This window comes from Candidatus Edwardsbacteria bacterium RifOxyA12_full_54_48, from assembly GCA_001777915.1.
Taxonomy (GTDB): Bacteria; Edwardsbacteria; AC1; order AC1; family EtOH8; genus UBA2226.
This window is the reverse complement of the sequence record MFFN01000005.1, coordinates 125,126-146,722: the sequence shown is the minus strand read 5'-3', so window position 1 is coordinate 146,722 and position 21,597 is coordinate 125,126. Positions and strand designations below refer to the sequence as shown.

Here is a 21,597-nt window from a genome sequence, read left to right as displayed (position 1 = left end):
TTCGGTCAAGTTGACCGAACCTTTTATTTTATCAACCCGCCCCCCAGAAGCAGATCTCCCCGGTAGAATACCGCGGACTGGCCCGGGCTGATGGCCCTTTGGCTTTTTATAAATCTTATTTGAACCGATCGCCCGCCGGCAGGCTTGATAAAGGCAGGTGAGCCTTTATGTTGGTTCCTGATTTTTACCTCAGCCTTTATCTGACGGCTGGGAATTTTGATAGACCAATTCACAGTCTCAACATCCATGATATCCTTATAAAGGTATTGGTCGTCCCCTATAATCACCCGATTCTTTAATGGATCAAGGCCTATTACATATTGCGGTTTTCCCAATGCTATCCCCAGCCCCTCCCGTTGCCCTATGGTATAGTTGGCTATTCCTTGGTGACGGCCAATGATTTTCCCACTACTGTCAACTATGTCCCCACCGGGGACATCCATTTTATTTTTCAGATACTGACTGTAATGCCCCTGGGGAATAAAGCATATTTCTTGGCTCTCCGGTTTATCTGCCGCCTCAAGGCCAAGGGCCGCGGCCATTCTCCTGATCTGCTGTTTCTCATAATTGCCTAAAGGGAACATGGTTGATTGCAACTGCCGCTGGCTTAGCATCCATAAAAAATATGACTGATCCTTCTGCTTATCCTTGGCTTTAGCCAGAATATACCTATCCTGTCTTTTGCAGATCCTGGCATAATGACCCGTAGCCAGATGGGTGCAGCCCATAGCCAGGGCTGTCTCCATCAGCAGCCCGAATTTGATGCTTTTATTGCATACTACGCAGGGATTGGGCGTCCGGGCCTTGGCGTATTCACTGAGAAAATTGCCTATCACCATTTCATTGAATTCTTTGCGGCAATCGATTATCCGATGCTCAATACCCAGCTTTGATGCCGCCCTTTCGGCCGCCTCTATTGCTTCATTGGCGCAGCAATTGGTTGACGAATGCGCCTCGGATGCAGAAAAAAGCTTCATGGTCAGCCCGATGGCCCGGAGGCCTTTTTTCACCAGCAGGGCTGCGGCCACGGTGCTGTCCACCCCACCGGACATAGCCACCGCCACTTGTGCCTGTTTTGTATTATTTAACATCGGACAAATACGTCAGGTCCGATGTTTTCGTCCGTCTTTATCGTATTCATCTCCATTTGCTAACATCACTTAAGGGCTTTCTTCAGTTTTTTAAAAGTATCCCCCAGGGCCTCCGACACCACCTTGGTATCAGCCAGCACCGGCATGAAATTGGTGTCACCGTTCCAGCGCGGAACCAGATGGAGATGGACATGATCCTCTATCCCGGCTCCCGCCACCCGGCCCAGGTTGAATCCCAGGTTGAACCCCTGCGGTTTCATAACCTTGGTCATGGCCTTCTGGCAAGCCTGCGCCAGCTGCATGATCTCAAGAAGCTCCGCATCGTTCAGGGCGGAAAAATCTCCCACATGACGGTAGGGAGCGATCATCAGATGCCCGTTGTTGTAGGGAAAGATGTTCATCATAATGAACCCCCTATTGCCGCGGTGCAGGATGTAATTATCATGATCGGCTTTGCTTTTGGATTTTTTGCAGAAAATGCAGCCTGCCTGGTTTTTGTCAGCGGCACCGGTGATATATTTCATGCGCCAGGGGGCCCACAGCTTTTTCATCCAGCCACCTCCTGCTCGGTCATTATTGATCCAATTGTCCGCGGAAGCTCACCCAGGCTTGCGATGACGCCATCGGGTTCATAGCCCGAGCCCTTATAAGACTGGTCTATCCCCGTTATCCGCAGATAGCTTTCGATATAAAGCCTTTCATAGTCGTCCGCCGGTTGGTAATTCATCAGGTGGAAGTCCATATTCAGCCAGACGGCCCTCATTCCCACCATTTTGGCCGGGCGGACGTCATTGTCTATCCGGTCTCCCACCATCAGGCATTGTTCCGGCCTGGCCCCGGCCAGTTCAACGGCATGCCGGAATATTTCGGGATCCGGCTTGTGAAGACCCACCATATCGCTGATTATGATGTGCTTGAAATACCCTTCCAGCTGGTATTTTTTAAGTTCATCCATGGCCAGGGGCGGCTGATTGGCAATTATTCCTAAGTTGTAATTTTCCTGAAGGCTTTTTAACAGGTCAAATATGCCGGATACCGGATGATTCGAACCCGGATAGACCGACCGCCATTGATTTACCGCCCGGTCCACAATTTCCCGGTCGATATGCCCGGCATATTTATCGGCGATCATCTTCCTGGGGTTCATCTCCGGAGGGTTGTTCTGTAGCAGCTTCTCCCTTTCCCGGAGCACCTCCTCGAAGGAAAGGCTGAGCCCGCCCTCTTTCAATGTCAGATAAAAATATCTCCAGATCCTGGCCAACAGGGGCAGGTCGTAAAATATCACATTCCCCACATCAAGGAACACCCATTTTTCACCTTTGCTGTTTCCCCAGGTATCCATCAAAATATCTCCAGCTGTTCTTCCGGTTCATTTGTTTTATGGCTCTGGCGGCGGTCCCCGTCAAATATGTTCAGCTTCCCGTACTCCCCGTCATAGCCGGGGGTGATGGTGACCTTTCCCTGCCGCACTCTTACTATCCCGTCGGCTACTTTGTTGTTGGTCACTTCGTTCAGCTCAGCCTTGGTGGCCTCCAGCAAAACGGTGAACTCATTGCCAAAAGCTTTTACCAGCTGGTGATACTCATGAAGCACGGTTTGAGTTCCGGTTCCCAGCCCAAAGGCCATGGCTATTATCTCCTCCAGCGGCACCAGATGCCTGAAGGGAATGGCGTTGGCCGGCTTTATCCCCGGCGGCCTATCAGATAACTCTTCTATCCGGTGCATAACCCCGATGGTCAGTTTTTTGCCGCAAACCGGACAATCATTACCGCCGTCCCTGGCTTCTTTTGGGGTCAGGCGGGAAAGACACTTACGGTGTCCGTCATGGAAGTACTTTCCCTCCTCGGGTAAATATTCGATGGTATACAATAACCGGGAGATATCCTGTCTTTTTAAAGCCTGACAGATGGTCTTATAATCCATGTCGCAGTCGAAAACATTGGCCTCGCGTCCCAGTTTTGAAGGGCTGTGGGCATCGGAATTTGATATCAGGGAATGCCTGTCAAGTTCGCTCAGCCGCCAGTTCATGGCCGGATCGGAGGAAAGCCCGGTCTCCAGCACATGAATGTTCTCGGCTTGATCCTCGTAGCATTCCTCCAGGCTGTTAAAACCGAAGTTTGCCCCGAACAGCGAAAAATGCGGGGTCCAGATATGGGCCGGGATCACCAAGCAATCCGGGGAGATGCCCATCACCAATTCCACCAAGCGGGAGGCATATAAGTTGACTATGGGCCGTCCGTCCATGGAAAGATCGGCATGGCGTTTAAGCTGCCGGTTGATCTGTTCCACCACCTCGAATGACGGGGCGAAGATCATGTTGTGTATTTTGCGGCTCTTTCCGTCTTTGGTGAATAGGTTGCAGACTTCGGCCGTCAGCATAAAATCTACCCCCCGATAATGGTAGATTCCGTTGTCCTTGGATTCCAGTTTGAACCTCAACTCCTTCAACCAATCGGGATGGGTGAAATCCCCGCTGCCCAAGAGGCCCAGGCCCTTATATTGGGCCCATTCGGTTATGTGCTCCAGGTCCATGTCCTGGCTGGTGGCCCGGCTGTACTTGGAGTGTATATGGAGGTCGGCGATGAAACGCATATTACTTCTTATAGGCGATTATGGTGGCCCGGATAGTATTGGGTTGGGGTGGCTTCAGGGTCAAATGCTTGAATATCTCTATTTTCCCAAAACCTGCTTTTTTAAGCATTGACTTCACATCGTCCAAGGGGAAAGCTTTCTCTTGGTGGAATTCATCTATTCTCTTATATCCCCTTTCCCGCGGGATGAACAGCGTCAGGGACAAATTGGCATAATGGCGGACGAAGTCGTAGCTGTTCCGCCAAATGGAGACCATCCCTTCGGCTTCTTTGACCTCCAGCCGCTGATCCCAATATTTGGTGAGGGCAAAGATGGTATTAACATCAAATATGAACACCCCCTGCCCGGACAAGGCGCACTGGGCACAGCTGCAGGCGCTAAGGAAATCTTCTTCTTTAAGCAGGTAATTCATGCTGTCGAAAAGGCAGGTAATTATTGAATACTCCTCTTTGGCAGGAAAATCCCGGATATCACCCGGAAAGAATTTTATTTTGACTTCGGATTTTCTTGCTTTGGCCCGGGCAGCATACAGCATTCCTGGGGACAGATCCATCCCTTTTACATTATATCCCGCCTTGGCAAATAGCAGGGCCGATGTCCCGGTGCCGCAGGCCAGGTCCAGCAGGGCACTGCCTTTGGATATACCCGCCCGCTGGGCCAAATGCATGATATAATCTGTCCATTCTCGATAATCCACATCCTGCATCAGCAGGTCGTAGTAGGGCGATATATCGCCAAACGGTCTCACTCTTATCCTGCCTGTTATTTCTGACCGTACCCCGTTTCAAAGGCTTTTTTATTCAGTTCCACGGTCTTGGCCGGAACCCTCCGGGAGATGACACTCTGCCATTTTTCGGGAGCCAGCTCCAATTTCCTGGCCAGTGCCCCTAATAGGACAGTATTGACGGCCTTGGGACTGCCGGCCCTTTCGGCCAGCGCCATCCCTGGACACAGCACTGTGTCCTTAATATGCTGTTTGATCTTTTCGACAATGTCGACCGGATATTCCGCCTTCCCGGTGGCCACCGACATGGGGATCACCTGCTGTTGGTTGATTATAAGGCAACCTTCGGATTTTAGGAATTGCAGGTATCGGGCGGTCTCCATTTCCTCGAACGACAGGATGACATCGGCCTCCCCCTCACGGATCAATGGGGAGTTGATCTTGTCACCGTAACGCACATGGCTGACCACGCTGCCGCCCCTCTGGGCCATGCCATGGACCTCGCTCTTTTTGGCATCGAACCCGCTGGCGATGGCGGTCTCGGCTATGATGTCCCCGGCCAGCAGCACCCCCTGGCCGCCCACGCCGCAGATGAGTATATTCACCGTTTTCATCATTACTCCTTTTGCTATTTATGACCCATGGCCTGTTTGGGGCACAGCGAAGCGCAGACCTCGCAGCCGATGCAGAGCATGGGGTCGATCTTCGATTTCTTTTTGTCTTTGTCAAATGAAATGGCCGGACAGCCCAGTTTCAGGCAGATCTTACAGCCCACGCATTTATCCTGATCCACCTTCAGAGCTGGCTTGTATTTCTTCTCTATCAGGATGCAGGGCGACTTGGCGATGATCACCGAGACCCCGGGATTGCTGATGGCTTCTTTGATGGCCGCTTCGGTCTGCTTTAAGTTCAGCGGATCGACAATTTGGACATGCTTTACTCCGCAAGACCTGACCAGCGGCTCCAATTCGACTATCGGCGCCTCCTGTCCCTGCAGGGTCTTGCCGGTGCCCGGATTCTCCTGGTGCCCGGTCATGGCGGTGATCCGGTTGTCGAGAATGATGACCGTTCCTTGGGAGTTATTGTAGACCATGTCCACCAGCCCGGTGATGCCGGAATGAAAGAAGGTGGAGTCGCCGATCACCGCCACGGTCTTTTGAGCCATCTCCGGGCCCAGGGCCTTCTCCAACCCCATGGCCGCAGTAACGCTTCCTCCCATGCAGATCACGGTGTCCATGGCATTAAGCGGCTCCATCATGCCCAGGGTATAGCAGCCGATGTCTCCGGTAACCGTCAACTTGAGCTTATTGAGGGCATAAAAGACCCCGCGGTGGGGACATCCCGGACACAACACCGGGGGCCGGGCCGGCAGTTCCAACGGCTTGTAGGGAGATTCTTTCTGCAGGCCGAAGGCCCGAGCCAGCACGGTGGGATCCAACTCCCCTGCGATGGGAATTTTAGCCTTGCCGGTGATCTCCTTATCATAGGCGCAGCTGCCGGAGATCTTGTAACCGGCGGCTTTTATCTGTTCCTCGAGAAAAGTGTCGTTCTCCTCTATCACATATATCTCTTCGACCGAGTTGATAAATTCGGAGATCATTCTGATCGGCAGCGGAAATGTCAATGATAATTTTAAGAAGGATGCCTTGGGAAAGACATCCTTGGCATATTGATAGGAAATACCGCTGGTGATTATCCCCAGTTTCTTTTCGCCTTTTTCCACTTTATTATATGAAAACTGCTCACCATATTCAGCCAGCTTTTTAAGCCGTTCCTCCACCTTTACATGCATCTTCCTGGCATGGGCCGGGATGGTGATGTTCTTGGCCACATCCTTGACGTAGCCGGTGGGCTGGTGTTCAGTCCTTTCCCCGGTCTCCACCACCCCCTTGGAATGGGAGATGCGGGTGGTCAAGCGCAACAACACCGGGGTGTCGAATTTTTCGGAGAGGTCGAAGGCCAGCTTGGCCATCTCCAGGCATTCCTGGCTGTCCGACGGCTCCAGACAGGGGATCTTGGCCATCTTGGCGTAATATCGGTTGTCCTGCTCGTTCTGGGAGGAATGCATTCCGGGATCATCGGCGCTGACCACCACCAAACCTCCCCTGGCCCCGATATAGGCCATGGAGAACAGCGGATCGGCCGCCACGTTCAATCCCACATGCTTCATGCAGGTCAGGGCCCGGGCCCCGGCAAAGGAGGCCCCGGCCGCCACCTCCAGCCCCACCTTTTCATTGGTGGCCAGCTCGGCGTAGATCTCCTTATATTTCCCCAGATTTTCCAGGATCTCGGTGGATGGCGTGCCGGGATAGGCCGATACCACATTGACCCCGGCCTCCCAGGCCCCACGGGCCACCGCCTCGTTTCCCGATAGAAACATTTTCATAGAGTCTCCGCAATGATAAATAAGTTGCATTTGATTAACTACGCAGCCCAGGCCTGAGCCTGGGCTGCGTGGGGTATCATCCTTCCAGGGCTTTGGCTATTACCTTGATCGCCCAGTCCACTTCCTTTTTGGTTATCACCAGCGGCGGGGCAAAACGGATGGTCTGCTCGTGGGTATCCTTGGCCAGCATCCCCATCTCCTTCATTTTCAGACAGTAGGGCCTGGCCTTTCCGGCCGAGGCATGCAGTTCCATCCCGGTCAGCAATCCCTTGCCCCTGATATCCTTGATCTTTTTGGTCTTGATCTTGGCCAGCTGGGAGCGGAAGTAATCGCCCAATTGCTGTGATCTTACATCCAGCCTCTCTTTGGCCAGGACCTCCAGGGCCGCGGTGCCGACCGCACAGGCCAGGGGGTTGCCTCCGAAGGTGCTGCCGTGCTGGCCGGGCTTGATGACCTTCATGATATTCCAGGAGCTGATAATGGCGGAGACCGGATACACTCCCCCGCCCAGGGCCTTGCCCACGATCATGATATCAGGCTTGGCGTTCTCATGCTGCCAACAGAACCACCTTCCGGTGCGGCAGAAGCCGGTCTGAACCTCGTCGGCGATGAACAGGACATTGTGCTTTTTACAGATCTGCTTGACCTTGGTAAGATATCCCTTGGCCGGAACCTTGACCCCGGCCTCTCCCTGGATGGGCTCCACCAAAAACCCAACGGTATTCTTGGTAATGGCCTTCTCCAGGGCCTTGATGTCGTTATAAGGTATGACCTTGAACCCCGGGGTGGCCGGCCCGAATCCGGTATAGGCATCGGGGTCGGTGGAAAAACCGACGATGGTGGTGGTCCGGCCGTGAAAATTCTCGGCGCAGACGATGATCTCGGCCTGGTTCTTGGGCACCCGCTTGACCTCGTAGCCCCATTTGCGGGCCAGCTTGATGGCAGTCTCCACCGCTTCGGCACCGGTGTTCATCGGCAGGGCCACTTCCATCTGCGATACTTTGCAGAGCTTCTGCAGGAAGGGTCCCAGCCTGTCGTTATGAAAGGCCCGGCTGGTGAGGGTCACCCTCTCCAACTGGTCCTTTAAAGCTTTAAGCACTGCCGGATGGCGATGCCCCTGATTGACCGCCGAATAGGCGGAAAGCATGTCCAGGTATTTCTTGCCCTCCACATCCCACACCCAGATGCCCTTGGCTTTGGATATCACCACCGGCAGGGGATGGTAGTTGTGGGCCCCGTATTTCTCGGTGATCCTGATCAGCTCTTTGCTGCTGGTCATATTTTTCTCCTGTAATAGATATTTTTATTTATTATTGCTTGATTTTAGAATTGGGTGGAGGCTTCTTTGGCGCCCAGATTAGAACGAAGGGCAGAGTCCATTTGCATTATAACGGCACTCTGCCCCCGGGATTGAATGATCTGTTGTATCGGCCGTTATCTCTTCCTGGCGACCTTTTTCAGCACCTGGTCCAGGATTTCCAGGCCCACCTTGGCCTCTTCCTTGGTGATGATCAGCGGCGGACAGATCCTGAGGGTGTTGGTGCCGCAGCCCAGCATCAGCAGGCCGCGTTTGAAGGCCTCCTGGACCACCGCCTCCATCAGGTCGTGGTCCTTCTCCCGGGTCTTGCGGTCCTTGACCAGCTCCACTCCGATCATCAGCCCCTTGCCGCGGATGTCGCCGATGGCCGGGTGCTTCTTCTGCATCTTCTTCAGCTCGGCCATCATGTAGCTGCCCACCGCGGCCGAGTTCTTCATCAGGTCCTTCTTGATGATCTCGTAGGTGGCGATGCCAGCCGCGCAGCACACCGGGTTGCCGCTGAAGGTGTTGCCGTGGGCGCCCGGTTTCCAGCTCATGACCTTGGACGATGCTATGATGGCTCCCATCGGCATCCCTGAGGCTATGCCCTTGGCCATGGTGATGATGTCGGGCTTTACCCCGAAATGCTCCATGGCGAACCACTTGCCGGTCCGCCCCATTCCCGACTGGATCTCGTCGGAGATCAGCAGCATGCCGTGTTTGTCGGCCAGCTTGCGCAGAGCCACCACCGCCTCCTTGGGGGGCACCACATATCCACCCTCACCCTGAATGGGCTCGAACACTATGGCCGCCACTTCCTCGGGAGGAAGGATGGTCTTGAGCACCACATCTTCGATGTATTTGATGCACTCCAGTTTGCAGCCGGGATAGGTCTTGTTGAAGACACAATGATAGCAGTTGGGGTAGGGCACGTGGGTCACTCCCGGCATGGTGGGAAAGAAGCCCTTCTTCTGGGTGGTCTTGGAGCCGGTGCAGGAGACCGCCCCCAAAGTCCGGCCGTGAAATGCTCCGATAAAAGCGATGAACTGGGGACGCTTGGTGTAATAGCGGGCCAGCTTCAGGGCCCCTTCGACCGCCTCGGCCCCGGAGTTGCAGAAGAACACCCGGTTGTCCCGACCAGTGGGAGATATGGAGTTCAACCGCTCGGCCAATTCCACTTCCGGAGAGTAATAGAAATCGGTTCCAGAGTAATGTAGGAATTTGTTGGCCTGCTCGGTGATGGCCTTCACCACCTGGGGATGGCAGTGCCCGGTGGAATTCACGGCGATGCCAGCGCAGAAATCCAGCAGCACATTACCGTCCACATCGGTCATCCAGACGCCCTGGGCCTTTTCGATGACCGCCGGATAGGAACGGGTGTAGGAAGGGGACAATGACTTATGGTCGCGCTCCACGATGGCCCTGGCCTTGGGCCCGGGCAAAGCACCCTTTAATATCGGTTTTTTCAATACTTTCATGGCAGGATCCCTTCTATATGATATTGTAAATTTACTTGCTAAAGCATTATATTTTAACAGAATTATCGGCTAGTGTCAACCCACCAGATTCGACATCCTAAATAGTCCCAGTATGATTTTCTCAATTGACAAGTGTCATGATTTGATATATAATTACTTTTCTTGATCATGCACATACTGGGGGATCGTCCAACGGCAGGACACATGGCTCTGGACCATGGTATCGGGGTTCGAATCCCTGTCCCCCAGCCAGCACTTTATAAAGCAAGGTAATCCAATGGGTTGCCTTGCTTTTCCTTATAATATTGCATACTGTTGATCAGCCAACAAAAAGTAAACAGAAAAGCCGGGCAGAAATGCTCGGCTTTTCTTGATTCAGCGTTATTAGTAAATTTTAGTAAGAACAGATGTTTTTACTTCAGGACAATCATTTTTTTAGTATCGCTAAACTCGCCTGATACTATACGGTAGAAATAGATACCCGAAGATACCTTCCTATCGTTGTCATCCTTGCCGTCCCATTTGACGCTGTAATAGCCTGGTAAATGATTTTGGTTGACCATAGTTTTTACCACCTGGCCCAAAGTATTGTAGACCTTTAGGCTTACATTTCCAGCATTGGCAATCTGGTAATTAATGCTTGTCGTTTGTTTCCAAGGATTCGGATAGCTTTGGCCGAGAATATAAGTTAGCGGCATTAGTGCCTTCTTTCTCTGGCCTACCAGTTGCGGCCCACCTGTGCCGATATCGATGAACATCTTGAACCTCTGTATCCGATCGTTGTGGGTGTCTATGACATACACATATTTGCCATCAGGGCTTATGGCCAAGCCCTGGGGCAGTTTGAATTCACCGGCTTCCTGACCCTGTATGCCGAAAGTAAGCAGTTTATTGCCCCAGGCATCCAATTGGACAACCCGGTTGTTGTATACGTCGGCAATATAAAGATTATTATTGTAGTCAAAGCAGATATCCCAAGGTTCTCTTAAATCCAAACCAGCACCCAAGCTGTCTACCATATTGCCCAAAGTGTCAAATATCGCAACCCTGTAATTTTTGGAATCTGAGACGTAGATCAAATAACCATCGCCATCTTCCCGTATAGCTATTCCCGCCGGTTGTTTGAGTATGTTATCACCAAACTGTCTTACAAAACCACCGGCTTTATTGAATACCTGCACCCGGTTATTCAAATGGTCTGAAACATAGATATAACTATCTTTAACGGCAATCCCGGTGGGTTGGTTGAACTCGCCGGCCTTGTTTCCATGCTGGCCGATGGTGTTGATATAATTTCCCTGCCCGTCATATTTTTTAACCTTTGACTGGTAGCAATCGGTGATCCAGATATAGCCCGAATCGTCAACCGCAATACCCTTTGGATGGTTAAGGCCCAAGGTATCGGTGCAGGTATATTTATACCCGAAGCATAACAGGGAATCACCATCCGGCGAGAATTTCCATATTTTATCGTCCTGGGTATCGGTAGCATAGATATTGCCGAAAGCATCAACCGTGCCGTCCACTGGCAGACTGTTGAATAAGGCAAAGTCAGCGGTAATTGCTTCACGGGGTAATGTATTATTGGCAACATAGACATAGACCGTTTCCGCCTTACAATTACCGGCAAGGTCATATCCAGTCTGCCTTAAAAGATAAAGACCATCGCTTATCGTTTCAGTATTCCAAAGGCACAATGTTTGGGGAAATTTATAATGTATCGGGGTTATCCCGCTGCTCAGTTGTCCCCATGTTTCCGTGTTATTTTTTTTGAACTCCAAAACCCAATTGGCAAAGTGAAGGTCCCAGGCATGCCCCCTTATACTTATTGTCCCATTTACGTAGCTCATGTTTACCGGGCTGGTTACCCCTACAAGCGGTTTAGTCATATCCAGGACAATATCATCGGACCAGCCGGGGCAGAGACTTATATTGCCGGCCAGATCACTAAGCTGCATATAAACTCTTTTGGTGCCATCGCTGTCCGACAATTGGCAGTTTAGCGAATAATTGGTATCTGCGTAATCCCATCCGTCGTAAATATAAGAACCTATCGGAGGAATCGCATCAGGCTGAGCTCCGGTCTTCAATTCCACCGGCTCAAGGCAGATGTTATCGACATAAATATTTGAATGCAAAATAACAGGCTGCGGCGGAATGCTGGTGGCAAGGGCTGGTACTTGGACTGCCATAATACCGGGATAGCCTATTAGAACCATCATTTTGGCAATAGCGCCGTCTGTGGGCGGAATAAATGTGAATGTGTCGTTTAGAACCGTATTCCCGGCAAACAAGAACTCGGCATCATAAATGTTTTTATTCAGGTAATATTTTATCCTTGGTTCTAAAGTATCGTTGTAGATGCCATATACCTGAATCGCCGGGATTTCATCTATCTTGCCATAAAGGTCGGCCTTTAATCTGACAAGCTGTCCGGCTTCAGGCATGGGGACTTCCTGGGCTATATAATTTCCGTAATCCTCATAGTTCGGCACGCCCAATACCGAGCTTCGGCTGATAACGGCATAACCGCTATCCAAATTTGCCGCTTGTTTTATCCAGTCGGTGGTATCTTCAAAGCAACCGTTTTTAACTAGGTTAACATAGCCGGAATTGTTACCGAACGGCGCTTCGGCAAAGCGCATTTGGGACAAACCTGGGAACAGATCAGTTCCAGACAGTTTCACGTTTAAAGTTTGAGTGTTCGCATAGTTAGCATTGTTGTTGATCGTGATAGCGCCATTCACAGGGGAAACATCGTTGAAGAATATCTGCGAGGAATATTTTGGGGTCAGTATCTTGCCGCCGCCAATCTTGAATTGTAGATCGAAGATGTTGGAGTTATTGTTTAGAGAATTAGCAAGATATTGAATGAACGATGTGGAGTAAGGCAACCAAGCCGAGGTATTCGTCTCCCAGAAATATGTGCCGAAATCCGGTCGGGCCGAAGTATCTTCCACGGTTTTGGTGTAATATTTCTGCGTTATTTGAACCGAATCCACCGAATGCAGGCTGGAACTGGCCGGGTCGTCCACTTGTATAAACCTGAAATTAGTGTAAGTTGCATTTTGGTTTATCTTTATCTGCGCCGTGAAAGGTACTATGCGGAACAGTCTGCCCTCGCCCGGTTGCAGTTTATAGCTAAATGGCACATAGGTTCCGGCGGCAAGCTGCAGAGACACTGCCTGGCCGGTAAGCACATCGCAGATGAAGAACGGTTCGGCATTGCTGACGTTGACAGTTACGGTTAAAGTGTCGGTAGGCAGGCAGTGCCGGTTGACCAGGTAAAAATACTTGTCGCTGGCATTTTCCTTCGCATGGAATAAGCCAACTTGGACAAATGAGTCCGAAATGGCCGTTATAAAACTGCCGGTCGGCGCAACGCTTCTGTAGGCGTTTTCCCAAGCGAGATTCAACAAGCCAGGGGCAAGGGTTTTTATTTGGGTATTTAGATTTTTAACCGCCGACCATTGCGGCTCCCGGTGCGCGCCCGTGTGGTCGGCCAGGCCCATTTGGTACCACTGCTGGCCTCCGGCGGCATATTCTACTTGTCCGTCCACGTAGACGTAATAATAGATACCAGTGGCCCCGTAACATAATGACAGGTTTACCAGACAAGATAATTCCCGGGGCGTGGGTATGCGCCAGACCCCTTCGCCCAGAATTGTAGTATCCAGTGAACTGTCCGGGTTTACTTTGTAGTCCCCAAAGCTTTGGGTTTGCACCCATAAAGGTATACCAGCATTGGCTGCCGCGTGCTTGGCTGCCGCCAGGGCCACTGTCATGGTGTCGAATTGTTTCTGCAGGCCAAACCCGGAATCCACCGGAGTGCGGGTTTGGGGCAGGCTGACCCCGTTGCCGAATACGGGCAGCAGGTTTATGGAAAGCTCGGTGGGGCTGGTGGCATTGATGTAGTCGTAGTAAATGGCCGTATCCTCGCCATAGGAACCGGGCTCGCAAGGAGCCACTTGCGCCATGCCGGTGGCGGTGCCGTTGTCTTGTGCTGATTGTTCAAGACGGCGCAGCATTAATCTGGTTGACTCAAATTGGCTTCTGAACGGCTCATCGCTAAGGTAATAACGGAATACGGCTTCCCGGTTAGGTGCCGTGAGGCCGGAATATGTATTAGCAATGTTAGCAATCGGTATGTCGTATTCTTGACTTGCCAACGAATCATACACTGCATCCTGCACCTGCACGTAATCCACATATAGATCCTTGCTGCCATAAGTGTACACAACAAAGTCCCGCCATTGGGTGGAATCGGTCCTGGACCGGGTGAATTTGACATTGAAAGCCTTATAAATGTTCGAGCCGGGAAAGCTGTCTGTGGTCAGGGTTACCATCACGCTGTCACTTCGCCGGATGGGCAAATACTCGTTTATGGACACGACGCCAATGCGGCAGACCGGCTGACCGTCGTTGGTCCCAACGTACTTCAAACCGAACCTGACCGTGTAGCTTCTTTCGGATTCATAATACCACGGCATGTTCTGCCAAGGCTCGCGACAATTGTGATTGCGGTACTTTACATAATCGCTACTGTTGGGGTGCCAGGCCGACGATTCGGCGTCCCAAAACAGGGCGTAGCCGGTATCGGCTGTGGTGCAAGCCCAGGCATTACCGTCGTAGTGGCCCACCCGGGTCAAAAGCTGGGAATCGGGTTCAGGCAGCCAGAATCTTTTATAATACCCGGTACGGTCTGCCCGGCCGTAATAAGTGTTGTTGTCTTCCTGCCGACGGTACACTCCGCCGGACAACCTCATCAGGTTGTGCCGGGTTACAGAGCTGTCCCCGGCGCCGGCCCAGGCCGCCGTGATCATTGCTTTCTGGCCGATGCTTTTCAATAGACTTAATCTGTTCTGCAGTTCCTCCGGCGCGGCGCATAAATTTATTATATTTATGCCGCAGGTATCCGCGCCCCGGTAAACGGTTTCCGCCTTATCGTTGTCCACCCAGCCGCTCCAGACCCCGATGGGAAAGTTTATCTGCGCAGTTGCCGTTAACGGCCACAGGACTGCGATTGCTAAAATCAGCAAACTTCTGATTTTCATTGCGGTGTTCCCTTATCTTATTAGGGTTATTTTATTTGTTCGGGTACTGTTATCAGTCATTAGGCGCGCGAAGTAAATGCCGCTTGATATTTCCCGGCCCTGATCATCTTTGCCGTCCCATTTGACGCTGTGCGGCCCACCTTGCTGTATGTTATTTACCAGCACGCTGACGACCTGCCCGGATATGTTATAAACTTTAAGGGTCACCATACCCGTTTTTGGTATTTGATAATCAACGGTAGTTCTATTGTTGAAAGGGTTAGGGTAACACTGAATACGAAATACTGGATTCGGGTTGTTTTCTATCGGTTGTCCCGCTACACCATTGACAAACGTTCCGGCCGTCGTATAGATATCATATTTTGTCCCGCCAATATTATTCCTTCCGTCGTCCCAGGCTGAAAATACTTTGCCTGCCTTGTTAACGCAAATAGTGGGTGTAAACAACCAGGCGCTGTCGTCCAATGGCCTGTCATCTACATGGATATTAAAACTAAAGCTATCACCATAATTTTTGCTGAACCCAAAGTAAATTTGTCGGGCATTGTTATAGTCATTGCGTATATCCTCCCAGGCGCAATACACCCCGCCGCTGTCGTCGCATGCAAGACTGGGATACCCTTGAGCGTATGGTTGGCCAGCAGCATCGATCAGGTTCAGGTTGGGCGTGGTAAACGTTAACCCGCCGTCATTGCTCTTGGCATAGTAAACATCATAATTACCGTCACGGTTATCTGCAAAACCTATATATATATATTCATCAACTGCTATACTCGAACTCCACTGTGACCTATTCACTTGACCGATTGTATCATTAACCAAGATGTTGGTTTCGTAAGATTCTCCATTATCAATACTCCTTGCAAAATATATGTCACTATATAAATCAGAAGTATTCCTAAAATCAGTCCACGATATAAAAACAATACTATCTTTTACCGCTATGCTTGGCAACCATTGATCTACGCTATCTGTACAATCATCAACCCGCACCGCAGGTTCAAAGCTACTGCCGCCATTTGTACTACGCGAGCAATATATATCCATCGCTGTTGCAGTATAATTCCGCCAGTCCTCGTAAGCTATAAATACATACCCGCTGTCATTTACCGCAATACTGCTCTTTTGTTGCGGCATCTCCCCGCTCTCGGCGCTTACCCTCACGCTGGGCAAAAAGCTGGTTCCTCCGTTAGTACTCTTGGCAAAGTATATATGCCTATACCCGCTGGGATCACGGTAGTCAGTCCAGCTCACGTATATGGTGCCGTCTTTACCCACTGCCAAAGCTGGCATTATCGCCCCGCTGTCACTGTCGGTTATACGCACGTCAGTTCCCCAGGTTTGCCCGCCGTCGGTGCTTTTGTCAAAGTATACTGTGCTGCGCGGGTTCCGGTCAGAACGCCAGGCCAGGTACACTGTATCGCCCCTTGCAGCCATGCTGTGCCCGCCAGAGCTGTACACGCTTTCAAAGCTGGTGCCGGCTGGGTTGTCGTTAACCCGCACGTTGGTGCCGAAATCGTAGCTGTCCAGGGCAGCAGCCGTAAAAGCTTTCGAACGCGGTACAGCTTTCTCGGTTTCCGCTCCGGCCCTTGTTCGTTGCCCGATGTCCGCTTTCTTGCTGAGCCAGTAGTCCTGCCTTACCGGGCCGCAGGGTTCAGTGGGATTACTGATCATAATATCTTGCGCTAAGCAAAGGTTAGCCGCAAAGATTAGCAATGTAAATATTTTTTTCATATTCTTCTCTTTTCGTTTACTCTTTAAACTGTTTGGGATTAATACAATTTAATGTTTTATAATAGCAATTTCAGCTAAAAATATCAAGTAATTTAACAAAAAGCCCCCAAGCTTTATAGCTCAGGGGCTGTGAGCCGGGGTGGGGGGTAGAATTATTTTTCCGCTAATTGAATAATGCTCCGTTGCCGAAGGTCTGGAATATAGATATGGCCATCATATTCACAGATGGCGGTTCGTATCTGGTCCACTACGGTCAGCCATAAAAAGACTGCGGTTAAATCCGCAGTCTTTTTGCTTTGCCCGTAAAAAAACCCCGCTACCGATAAATGGCGGGGTTCTCAGCCTGATGTTAGGCAAGAAGCCCAGCGGCGGCTGATCCGCCGCATTTTATATCCCATATCATGCCTAGGCGGTGAATCCCTGTCCCCCCCGTCACGATTTTTATTTTTGGTTCACCGGTAAAACATAAAGCCCATAGGCGATATGCCAATGGGCTTTCTCGTTAGAAGACACATAGTAGACCAGACTAGAGGGTTTAAACCTACTCGGAAACTCCTCCCGTATCATGATGGTTTGGTTTATTGATCGGTTTGATGAAATCTTCGATGGCTTTTTTTATGCTGTCCCTGACCTCAACGGTCCTTTTCAGCTTCTCCTGATCGCTGCCGGCAAATGACGCGGGGTCCGGAAAACTCCATTGCAGGCTCTGGGCTATGCCGGGAAAGATCGGGCATTTATCTTCTTCTTTTATATCACACACCGTTATTACATAATTATACAGTTGCCCCTTTAGGTATAGATCAAAAACGCTTTGTGTGTTTTTAGCTGATATATCTATTCCCATTTCGGCCATGGCCCGTATAGCATAGGGATTCAGTTCCCCCGGCTCCAGGCCGGCGCTATCGGCCTTAAAACGATCCCCGGCCAGGTGATTGAGCAGGGCCTCGGCCATCTGGCTGCGGGCCGCATTATGGCGGCAGATGAACAGAACTTTTATCTTTTCCTGATTATGTTTGATGACTTTGGCCTGGCAAATGTAGATCACCTCTTCACTGATATTGGTCGACAGATCGGCTATCCGCTCCAGATTGCGGCTGATCAGTATCAGGCCCAGGGCCCGGCTGATGGCTTTCGGCTTCTCGAACATATAGGTCATCAGTTCCCTCAGTGTTTGATCCTTCAGCTGGTCCACCTGGCTGTCGGTGGCGCAAACCTGACGGGCCTTTTCCGCATCCTCATGGACAAAGCTATCAAGGCTATCCCTGAGCATCGAAGCAGCCAAATGGGCCATCCGGGGTATATCTACCAGGGGCTTCAACGGCGGCTCCTGGCCCAGTTTCAGCGTACATTGGGCGATATTCACTCCGTGGTCGCCGATGCGCTCGATATCGTTGTTTATCTTTATTATCCCGATCAGCAGTCTCAGATCTTTGGCGGCCGGCTGGTGGCAGGCTATCAACGAGATGGCATCGTTCTCTATCTCTATCTCCAGCCTGTCGATCTCCCTGTCCAAGGCCATGACCTGCTCGGCCTTGACCAGGTCCCTATGCAAAAGCGATTCCACCGCCTGGCTGATGATATGCTCGGCCTTGGACGCCATCAAAAGCAGTTTTTCCTTTATATGCTCCAGCTCACGGTCGACGTGTCTTGTTTGTTCCATAATGCCGCTCCTTTTGCTTTTATTTATTGAATATCATTCAAATCATCCGAACCTTCCGGTGATATATTCCTCGGTCAGCTTGTTGCCTGGATTGGTCATCATCTTCTCGGTGGGGCCGAATTCCACCAGTTTGCCCAGCATCAGAAAAGCGGTGAAATCTGACACCCGGGCGGCCTGTTGCATGTTATGGGTGACGATGACGATGGTATATTTTTCCTTGAGGCGGAATATAAGCTCTTCGATCTTGGCGGTGGCAATGGGATCCAGGGCCGAGGCCGGCTCGTCCATCAGGATGACCTCCGGCTCGACCGCCAAAGCGCGGGCGATGCATACCCGCTGCTGTTGCCCGCCGGACAGCTCCATGGCCGAACGGTGCCGCCGGTCCTTTACCTCGTCCCAGATGGCGGCCTCCTTCAATGACCGTTCCACCACCTCTTCCAATTTTTCCTTGGCCGGAACGTTATCGCCCATCCTTACCCCGAAGGCCACGTTCTCGAATATAGATTTCGGAAAGGGATTGGGCCTTTGAAACACCATGCCCACCTTGCGTCTCAGCTCCACCACATCTATATCCTTTTGATAGATGTCCTCCCCATCCAGCAGGATCTTCCCCTCTGCCGTCACGCCGTCAATCATTTCGTTCATCCGGTTTATTGACCGCAATAGGGTAGACTTCCCGCAGCCCGACGGCCCGATGATGGCGGTCACCTTCTTTTCGGGGACCATCATCGAAATATCCTCCAGGGCCTTGGTGCGGTGATAGTATAGGTTGAATTCCTTTATCTCCAAACGATTGTTTCCGGTCGGCATATTATCTTCCCTTTCTAAGCTGGCTTCTGGTGCGGGATCTTATGATTATGGCGATGATGTTTAGCGAGAAGGTAAGGGCCAATAGTACCAGGGTGGCTCCCATGGCTATCGGCATCGTGGCGTCTATGTCCGGCGATTGGGTGGTCATTACGAATATGTGGTAGCCCAGGGTCATGAACTGGTCGGTGGGCAGCTTGGGCAGGTACGGCAGGTAATAGGCCGCCCCGGTGAACATGATTGGAGCCACCTCACCGGCCCCCCGGCTGATGACCAGCACCACTCCGGTCAGGATGCCGGGGATGGCCTGGGGAAGCACCACATGCCTTATCGATTGCCACTTGGTGGCGCCCAGGGCCAAAGCTCCGGCCCGTTCCGCCTGGGGAATGGCCCTTAATGCCTCCTCGGTGGCCACTATGATCATCGGCAGGTTCATCAAGGCCAGGGTCAGCGAGGCCCAAAGTATGCATGGCTGCCCGAACAGACCGTTCTGTGCCAGCGAGTGGTCGAGCCCCCTGCCGATGAACTGAATGAAAAAACCCAGCCCGAACAGGCCGAAGACGATGGAGGGGACGCCGGCCAGATTGTTGACCGCCCCGCGGATCAGCTTGGTCAGGATGAAACCGGGCCGGGCGTATTCATGTAAATAGACTGCGGTGGCCACGCCTACCGGCACCACCGCGATCAGCATCAGCAGCAGCGAGAACACCATCCCGAATATGGCCGGAAATATCCCGCCCTTGGTCATGCCTTCGGTGGGCGCTTGGGTCAGAAATTCCCAACTGATGCTTTTATAGCCGCCAATGATAACCGTGCCCAGGATAACCGCCAGAATTGCCAGGATCAGCAGCACCGCCGATCCGGTCAGGCCAATTTTGAGCCTATCTTTTATATTTCGCAGGTTCATCTTATTTGCCATATATCACCTATTTCTTGGCCCCGTAAAGCTTGCTCATCAGCCCGTCGAACAGCGCCCAGGAGGTCATGTTGATCACGAAGGTGACCAGGAACAGGACCAGCCCGATGAAGAACAGGGCATGGTAGTGTCCGCTGCCGAAGACCACCTCTCCCAGCTCGGCCGCGATGGTGGCGGTCATGGTGCGGGTGGAATTAAGAGGATTGAATGAGAACAGCGGGGCATTCCCGGCCGCCATCAGCACCACCATGGTTTCGCCCACCGCCCGTCCCATGCCGAACAATACCGCTGCCGACACCCCGGGCAGGGCCGCCGGCAGAACCACTTTTAGGGCCGTCTGCCAAGGGGAGGCCCCCAGCCCCAGGGCCGCCTCCCGGAACGACCGGGGGACCGCATTGATGGCATCCTCGGCCAGTGAATAGATGGACGGAATGACGGCAAAGCCCAGGGCGATCCCGGCATTGACCGCATTGAGCCGGATCTCCCAGCCGAAGATGTTTTTCAAAAAGGAGGCCATCACCATCAGGGCAAAGAAGCCCAGCACTACCGAAGGGATCCCGGCCAGCAGTTCCACTGTAGGCTTGATGAATTCCTTCAAACGGCGCCCGGCGAACTCCGAGCTATAAAGAGCGGCGGCGATCGCCACCGGAACGGCGAAAAACAATGCGATCAGGGTCACCTTTAAGCTGCCCAGAATGATGGGCCACAGCGAGAACCGGGGATTATCCGACACCGGCCGCCAGGCGATGCTGTTGAAGAATTGGCCGAAGGTTATCTCCTGCTGCACCTCGCTGTTGAAGAATATCGGCAGCGACTCCCTCATGATGAATATGAATATCAGGAACACCACCACGATGGCGAAGGTGGCGGTGATCTTGATGTTTCCCTCGATCAGAGACTCAGTGAGGTATTTGAATCTCCTTTTCTTAAGGCTCATGTTCTTGATTCCTTTGATAACGGGAAATCCAAGGGGTCTCTTTGGTCACGAAACCCCCTGGATCAAGCCCCTGAATGACGGTGATATTATTTTACGGTAAAGTATCCCACCTTTTTAACCACTTCCTGGCCCTCGGGGGAAAGCACCCAATCGATCATCTTCTTGATCTCGCCGCTGGGCTTGCCCCTCAGGTACCAGTAAAGATCGCGGGACAGGGGATATTGTCCGCTCTTGACGGTCTCGGTGGTGGGCCGGAAACTGCCCTGGGCGGTCTTGATGGCCACTTCCTTGACCCCCTTGGCGTAGGCAGCCCCGCCGTAGCCGATGCCGAACTTATCCTTGGCCACCGCATTGACCACCGCCGCGGTCCCCGGCAGGGACTGCATGCTGGAAGTATAGTCGGCATTCTTCATGGCCGATTCCCGGAAGAAGACGTAGGTGCCGGAGCTGTTCTCGCGCCCGTAGACGATTATCTTGGCATCGGGCCCGCCCAGCTGGGACCAATTGGTGGTCTTGCCGGTGTAGATGTCCCGGATCTGGTCCAGGGTCAGTTCGTCCACCGGGTTTTTCTCGTTGATATAGATGGTTACTCCGTCCTTGGCCACCGGGATCTCGGTACCCATGTTGAAATAGCGCTCGCGCAGTTTCTTCTTTTCGGAATCCTTCATGCTGCGGGAGGCCTGGCAGATGTCAGTGGAGCCGTTGATCAGCGCGGCGATCCCCACTCCCGAGCCGCCCCCGGTCACCTGGATCACCACCCCGGGGTTCTTCTGCATGTACAATTCGGCCCATCTCTGCCCCAGCATCAGCAGGGTATCGGAACCCTTAAGGGTGATGGCTTTCCCGGCCATCACAAAACTGCTGGCCGTGATGACCACCAGCGCCAGCGACGCCCAGAATATTATGGTCTTGATTTTCATC

General features: G+C 52.1%; 16 protein-coding genes and 1 tRNA gene. 1 reads left to right on the top strand and 16 read right to left on the bottom strand.

Going from position 1 to position 21,597, the window contains the following annotated elements; translation table 11 throughout:
- Positions 1-23: 23 nt before the first annotated feature.
- The 9 genes from A2273_09075 to A2273_09035 form a co-directional block, all read right to left on the bottom strand.
- Positions 24-1,091, bottom strand: a complete 1,068-nt coding sequence (locus tag A2273_09075; GenBank protein ID OGF07076.1) for a tRNA 2-thiouridine(34) synthase MnmA — start codon at positions 1,089-1,091, stop codon at positions 24-26.
- A gap of 65 nt (positions 1,092-1,156) precedes the next feature.
- A complete protein-coding gene (locus tag A2273_09070) occupies positions 1,157-1,642 on the bottom strand; it encodes an HIT family hydrolase (protein OGF07075.1) in 486 nt (161 codons plus the stop codon).
- Entirely contained in the window at positions 1,639-2,433 is a 795-nt protein-coding gene (locus tag A2273_09065) for a hypothetical protein (GenBank protein ID OGF07074.1), read from the bottom strand. Before A2273_09065 ends, A2273_09070 begins: the two co-directional genes overlap by 4 nt.
- Positions 2,433-3,683 (bottom strand): DNA helicase UvrD, encoded by a 1,251-nt coding sequence (locus A2273_09060; protein ID OGF07073.1) that lies wholly within the window; start codon positions 3,681-3,683, stop codon positions 2,433-2,435. The genes A2273_09065 and A2273_09060 overlap by 1 nt, the downstream gene beginning before the upstream one ends.
- Position 3,684: 1 nt before the next feature.
- Positions 3,685-4,431, bottom strand: coding sequence for a hypothetical protein (locus tag A2273_09055; GenBank protein OGF07072.1), 747 nt, complete (start codon positions 4,429-4,431; stop codon positions 3,685-3,687).
- 14 nt (positions 4,432-4,445) lie between these two features.
- On the bottom strand, positions 4,446-5,024 hold the full coding sequence (locus tag A2273_09050; GenBank protein OGF07071.1) for an indolepyruvate oxidoreductase subunit beta: 579 nt from the start codon (positions 5,022-5,024) through the stop codon (positions 4,446-4,448).
- An 11-nt stretch (positions 5,025-5,035) separates the two neighbouring features.
- Complete coding sequence (locus A2273_09045; GenBank protein OGF07070.1) at positions 5,036-6,793, bottom strand: indolepyruvate ferredoxin oxidoreductase subunit alpha; 1,758 nt, start codon at positions 6,791-6,793, stop codon at positions 5,036-5,038.
- A gap of 76 nt (positions 6,794-6,869) precedes the next feature.
- The gene (locus A2273_09040; GenBank protein ID OGF07069.1) at positions 6,870-8,072 is read right to left on the bottom strand and encodes an ornithine--oxo-acid transaminase; all 1,203 of its coding nucleotides are present in this window, start codon (positions 8,070-8,072) and stop codon (positions 6,870-6,872) included.
- Positions 8,073-8,227: 155 nt separating this feature from the next.
- Positions 8,228-9,568, bottom strand: a complete 1,341-nt coding sequence (locus A2273_09035; GenBank protein OGF07068.1) for a 4-aminobutyrate aminotransferase — start codon at positions 9,566-9,568, stop codon at positions 8,228-8,230.
- Between the two features lie 178 nt (positions 9,569-9,746).
- Between A2273_09035 and A2273_09030 the strand changes: the two genes are divergently transcribed.
- A tRNA-Gln gene (locus A2273_09030) sits at positions 9,747-9,820 on the top strand.
- A gap of 161 nt (positions 9,821-9,981) precedes the next feature.
- On the opposite strand, the gene A2273_09025 is transcribed toward A2273_09030, so the two are convergent.
- The 7 genes from A2273_09025 to A2273_08995 all read right to left on the bottom strand — a co-directional run bounded on the left by A2273_09025 (position 9,982) and on the right by A2273_08995 (position 21,590).
- Positions 9,982-14,622 carry a hypothetical protein gene (locus A2273_09025; protein OGF07067.1) on the bottom strand — a complete coding sequence of 1,547 codons (4,641 nt, stop codon included), beginning with the start codon at positions 14,620-14,622 and terminating at the stop codon, positions 9,982-9,984.
- A gap of 12 nt (positions 14,623-14,634) precedes the next feature.
- Positions 14,635-16,356, bottom strand: a complete 1,722-nt coding sequence (locus A2273_09020; protein OGF07066.1) for a hypothetical protein — start codon at positions 16,354-16,356, stop codon at positions 14,635-14,637.
- Positions 16,357-16,897: 541 nt separating this feature from the next.
- Positions 16,898-18,016: a phosphate transport system regulatory protein PhoU gene (locus A2273_09015; protein ID OGF07065.1), complete on the bottom strand. Its 1,119-nt coding sequence runs from the start codon at positions 18,014-18,016 to the stop codon at positions 16,898-16,900.
- 42 nt (positions 18,017-18,058) lie between these two features.
- Positions 18,059-18,826, bottom strand: a complete 768-nt coding sequence (locus tag A2273_09010; GenBank protein ID OGF07064.1) for a phosphate ABC transporter ATP-binding protein — start codon at positions 18,824-18,826, stop codon at positions 18,059-18,061.
- 1 nt (position 18,827) lies between these two features.
- Positions 18,828-19,730, bottom strand: coding sequence for a phosphate ABC transporter, permease protein PstA (locus A2273_09005; protein OGF07150.1), 903 nt, complete (start codon positions 19,728-19,730; stop codon positions 18,828-18,830).
- A 19-nt stretch (positions 19,731-19,749) separates the two neighbouring features.
- Positions 19,750-20,676 (bottom strand): phosphate ABC transporter permease subunit PstC, encoded by a 927-nt coding sequence (locus A2273_09000; GenBank protein OGF07063.1) that lies wholly within the window; start codon positions 20,674-20,676, stop codon positions 19,750-19,752.
- An 86-nt stretch (positions 20,677-20,762) separates the two neighbouring features.
- The gene (locus tag A2273_08995; protein ID OGF07149.1) at positions 20,763-21,590 is read right to left on the bottom strand and encodes a phosphate-binding protein; all 828 of its coding nucleotides are present in this window, start codon (positions 21,588-21,590) and stop codon (positions 20,763-20,765) included.
- Positions 21,591-21,597: the final 7 nt, after the last annotated feature.

Bases quoted from the DNA above. Each gene is read 5' to 3' on its own strand.
- A2273_09050 (OGF07071.1), bottom strand. From the start codon at position 5,024: ATGATGAAAACGGTGAATATACTCATCTGCGGCGTGGGCGGCCAGGGG.
- A2273_09000 (OGF07063.1), bottom strand. From the start codon at position 20,676: ATGAGCCTTAAGAAAAGGAGATTCAAATACCTCACTGAGTCTCTGATC.
- A2273_09060 (OGF07073.1), bottom strand. From the start codon at position 3,683: ATGCGTTTCATCGCCGACCTCCATATACACTCCAAGTACAGCCGGGCC.
- A2273_09010 (OGF07064.1), bottom strand. From the start codon at position 18,826: ATGCCGACCGGAAACAATCGTTTGGAGATAAAGGAATTCAACCTATAC.
- A2273_09035 (OGF07068.1), bottom strand. From the start codon at position 9,568: ATGAAAGTATTGAAAAAACCGATATTAAAGGGTGCTTTGCCCGGGCCC.
- A2273_09070 (OGF07075.1), bottom strand. From the start codon at position 1,642: ATGAAAAAGCTGTGGGCCCCCTGGCGCATGAAATATATCACCGGTGCC.
- A2273_09015 (OGF07065.1), bottom strand. From the start codon at position 18,016: ATGGAACAAACAAGACACGTCGACCGTGAGCTGGAGCATATAAAGGAA.
- A2273_09025 (OGF07067.1), bottom strand. From the start codon at position 14,622: ATGAAAATCAGAAGTTTGCTGATTTTAGCAATCGCAGTCCTGTGGCCG.
- A2273_09075 (OGF07076.1), bottom strand. From the start codon at position 1,091: ATGTTAAATAATACAAAACAGGCACAAGTGGCGGTGGCTATGTCCGGT.
- A2273_09045 (OGF07070.1), bottom strand. From the start codon at position 6,793: ATGAAAATGTTTCTATCGGGAAACGAGGCGGTGGCCCGTGGGGCCTGG.
- A2273_09020 (OGF07066.1), bottom strand. From the start codon at position 16,356: ATGAAAAAAATATTTACATTGCTAATCTTTGCGGCTAACCTTTGCTTA.
- A2273_09005 (OGF07150.1), bottom strand. From the start codon at position 19,730: ATGAACCTGCGAAATATAAAAGATAGGCTCAAAATTGGCCTGACCGGA.
- A2273_09040 (OGF07069.1), bottom strand. From the start codon at position 8,072: ATGACCAGCAGCAAAGAGCTGATCAGGATCACCGAGAAATACGGGGCC.
- A2273_09065 (OGF07074.1), bottom strand. From the start codon at position 2,433: ATGGATACCTGGGGAAACAGCAAAGGTGAAAAATGGGTGTTCCTTGAT.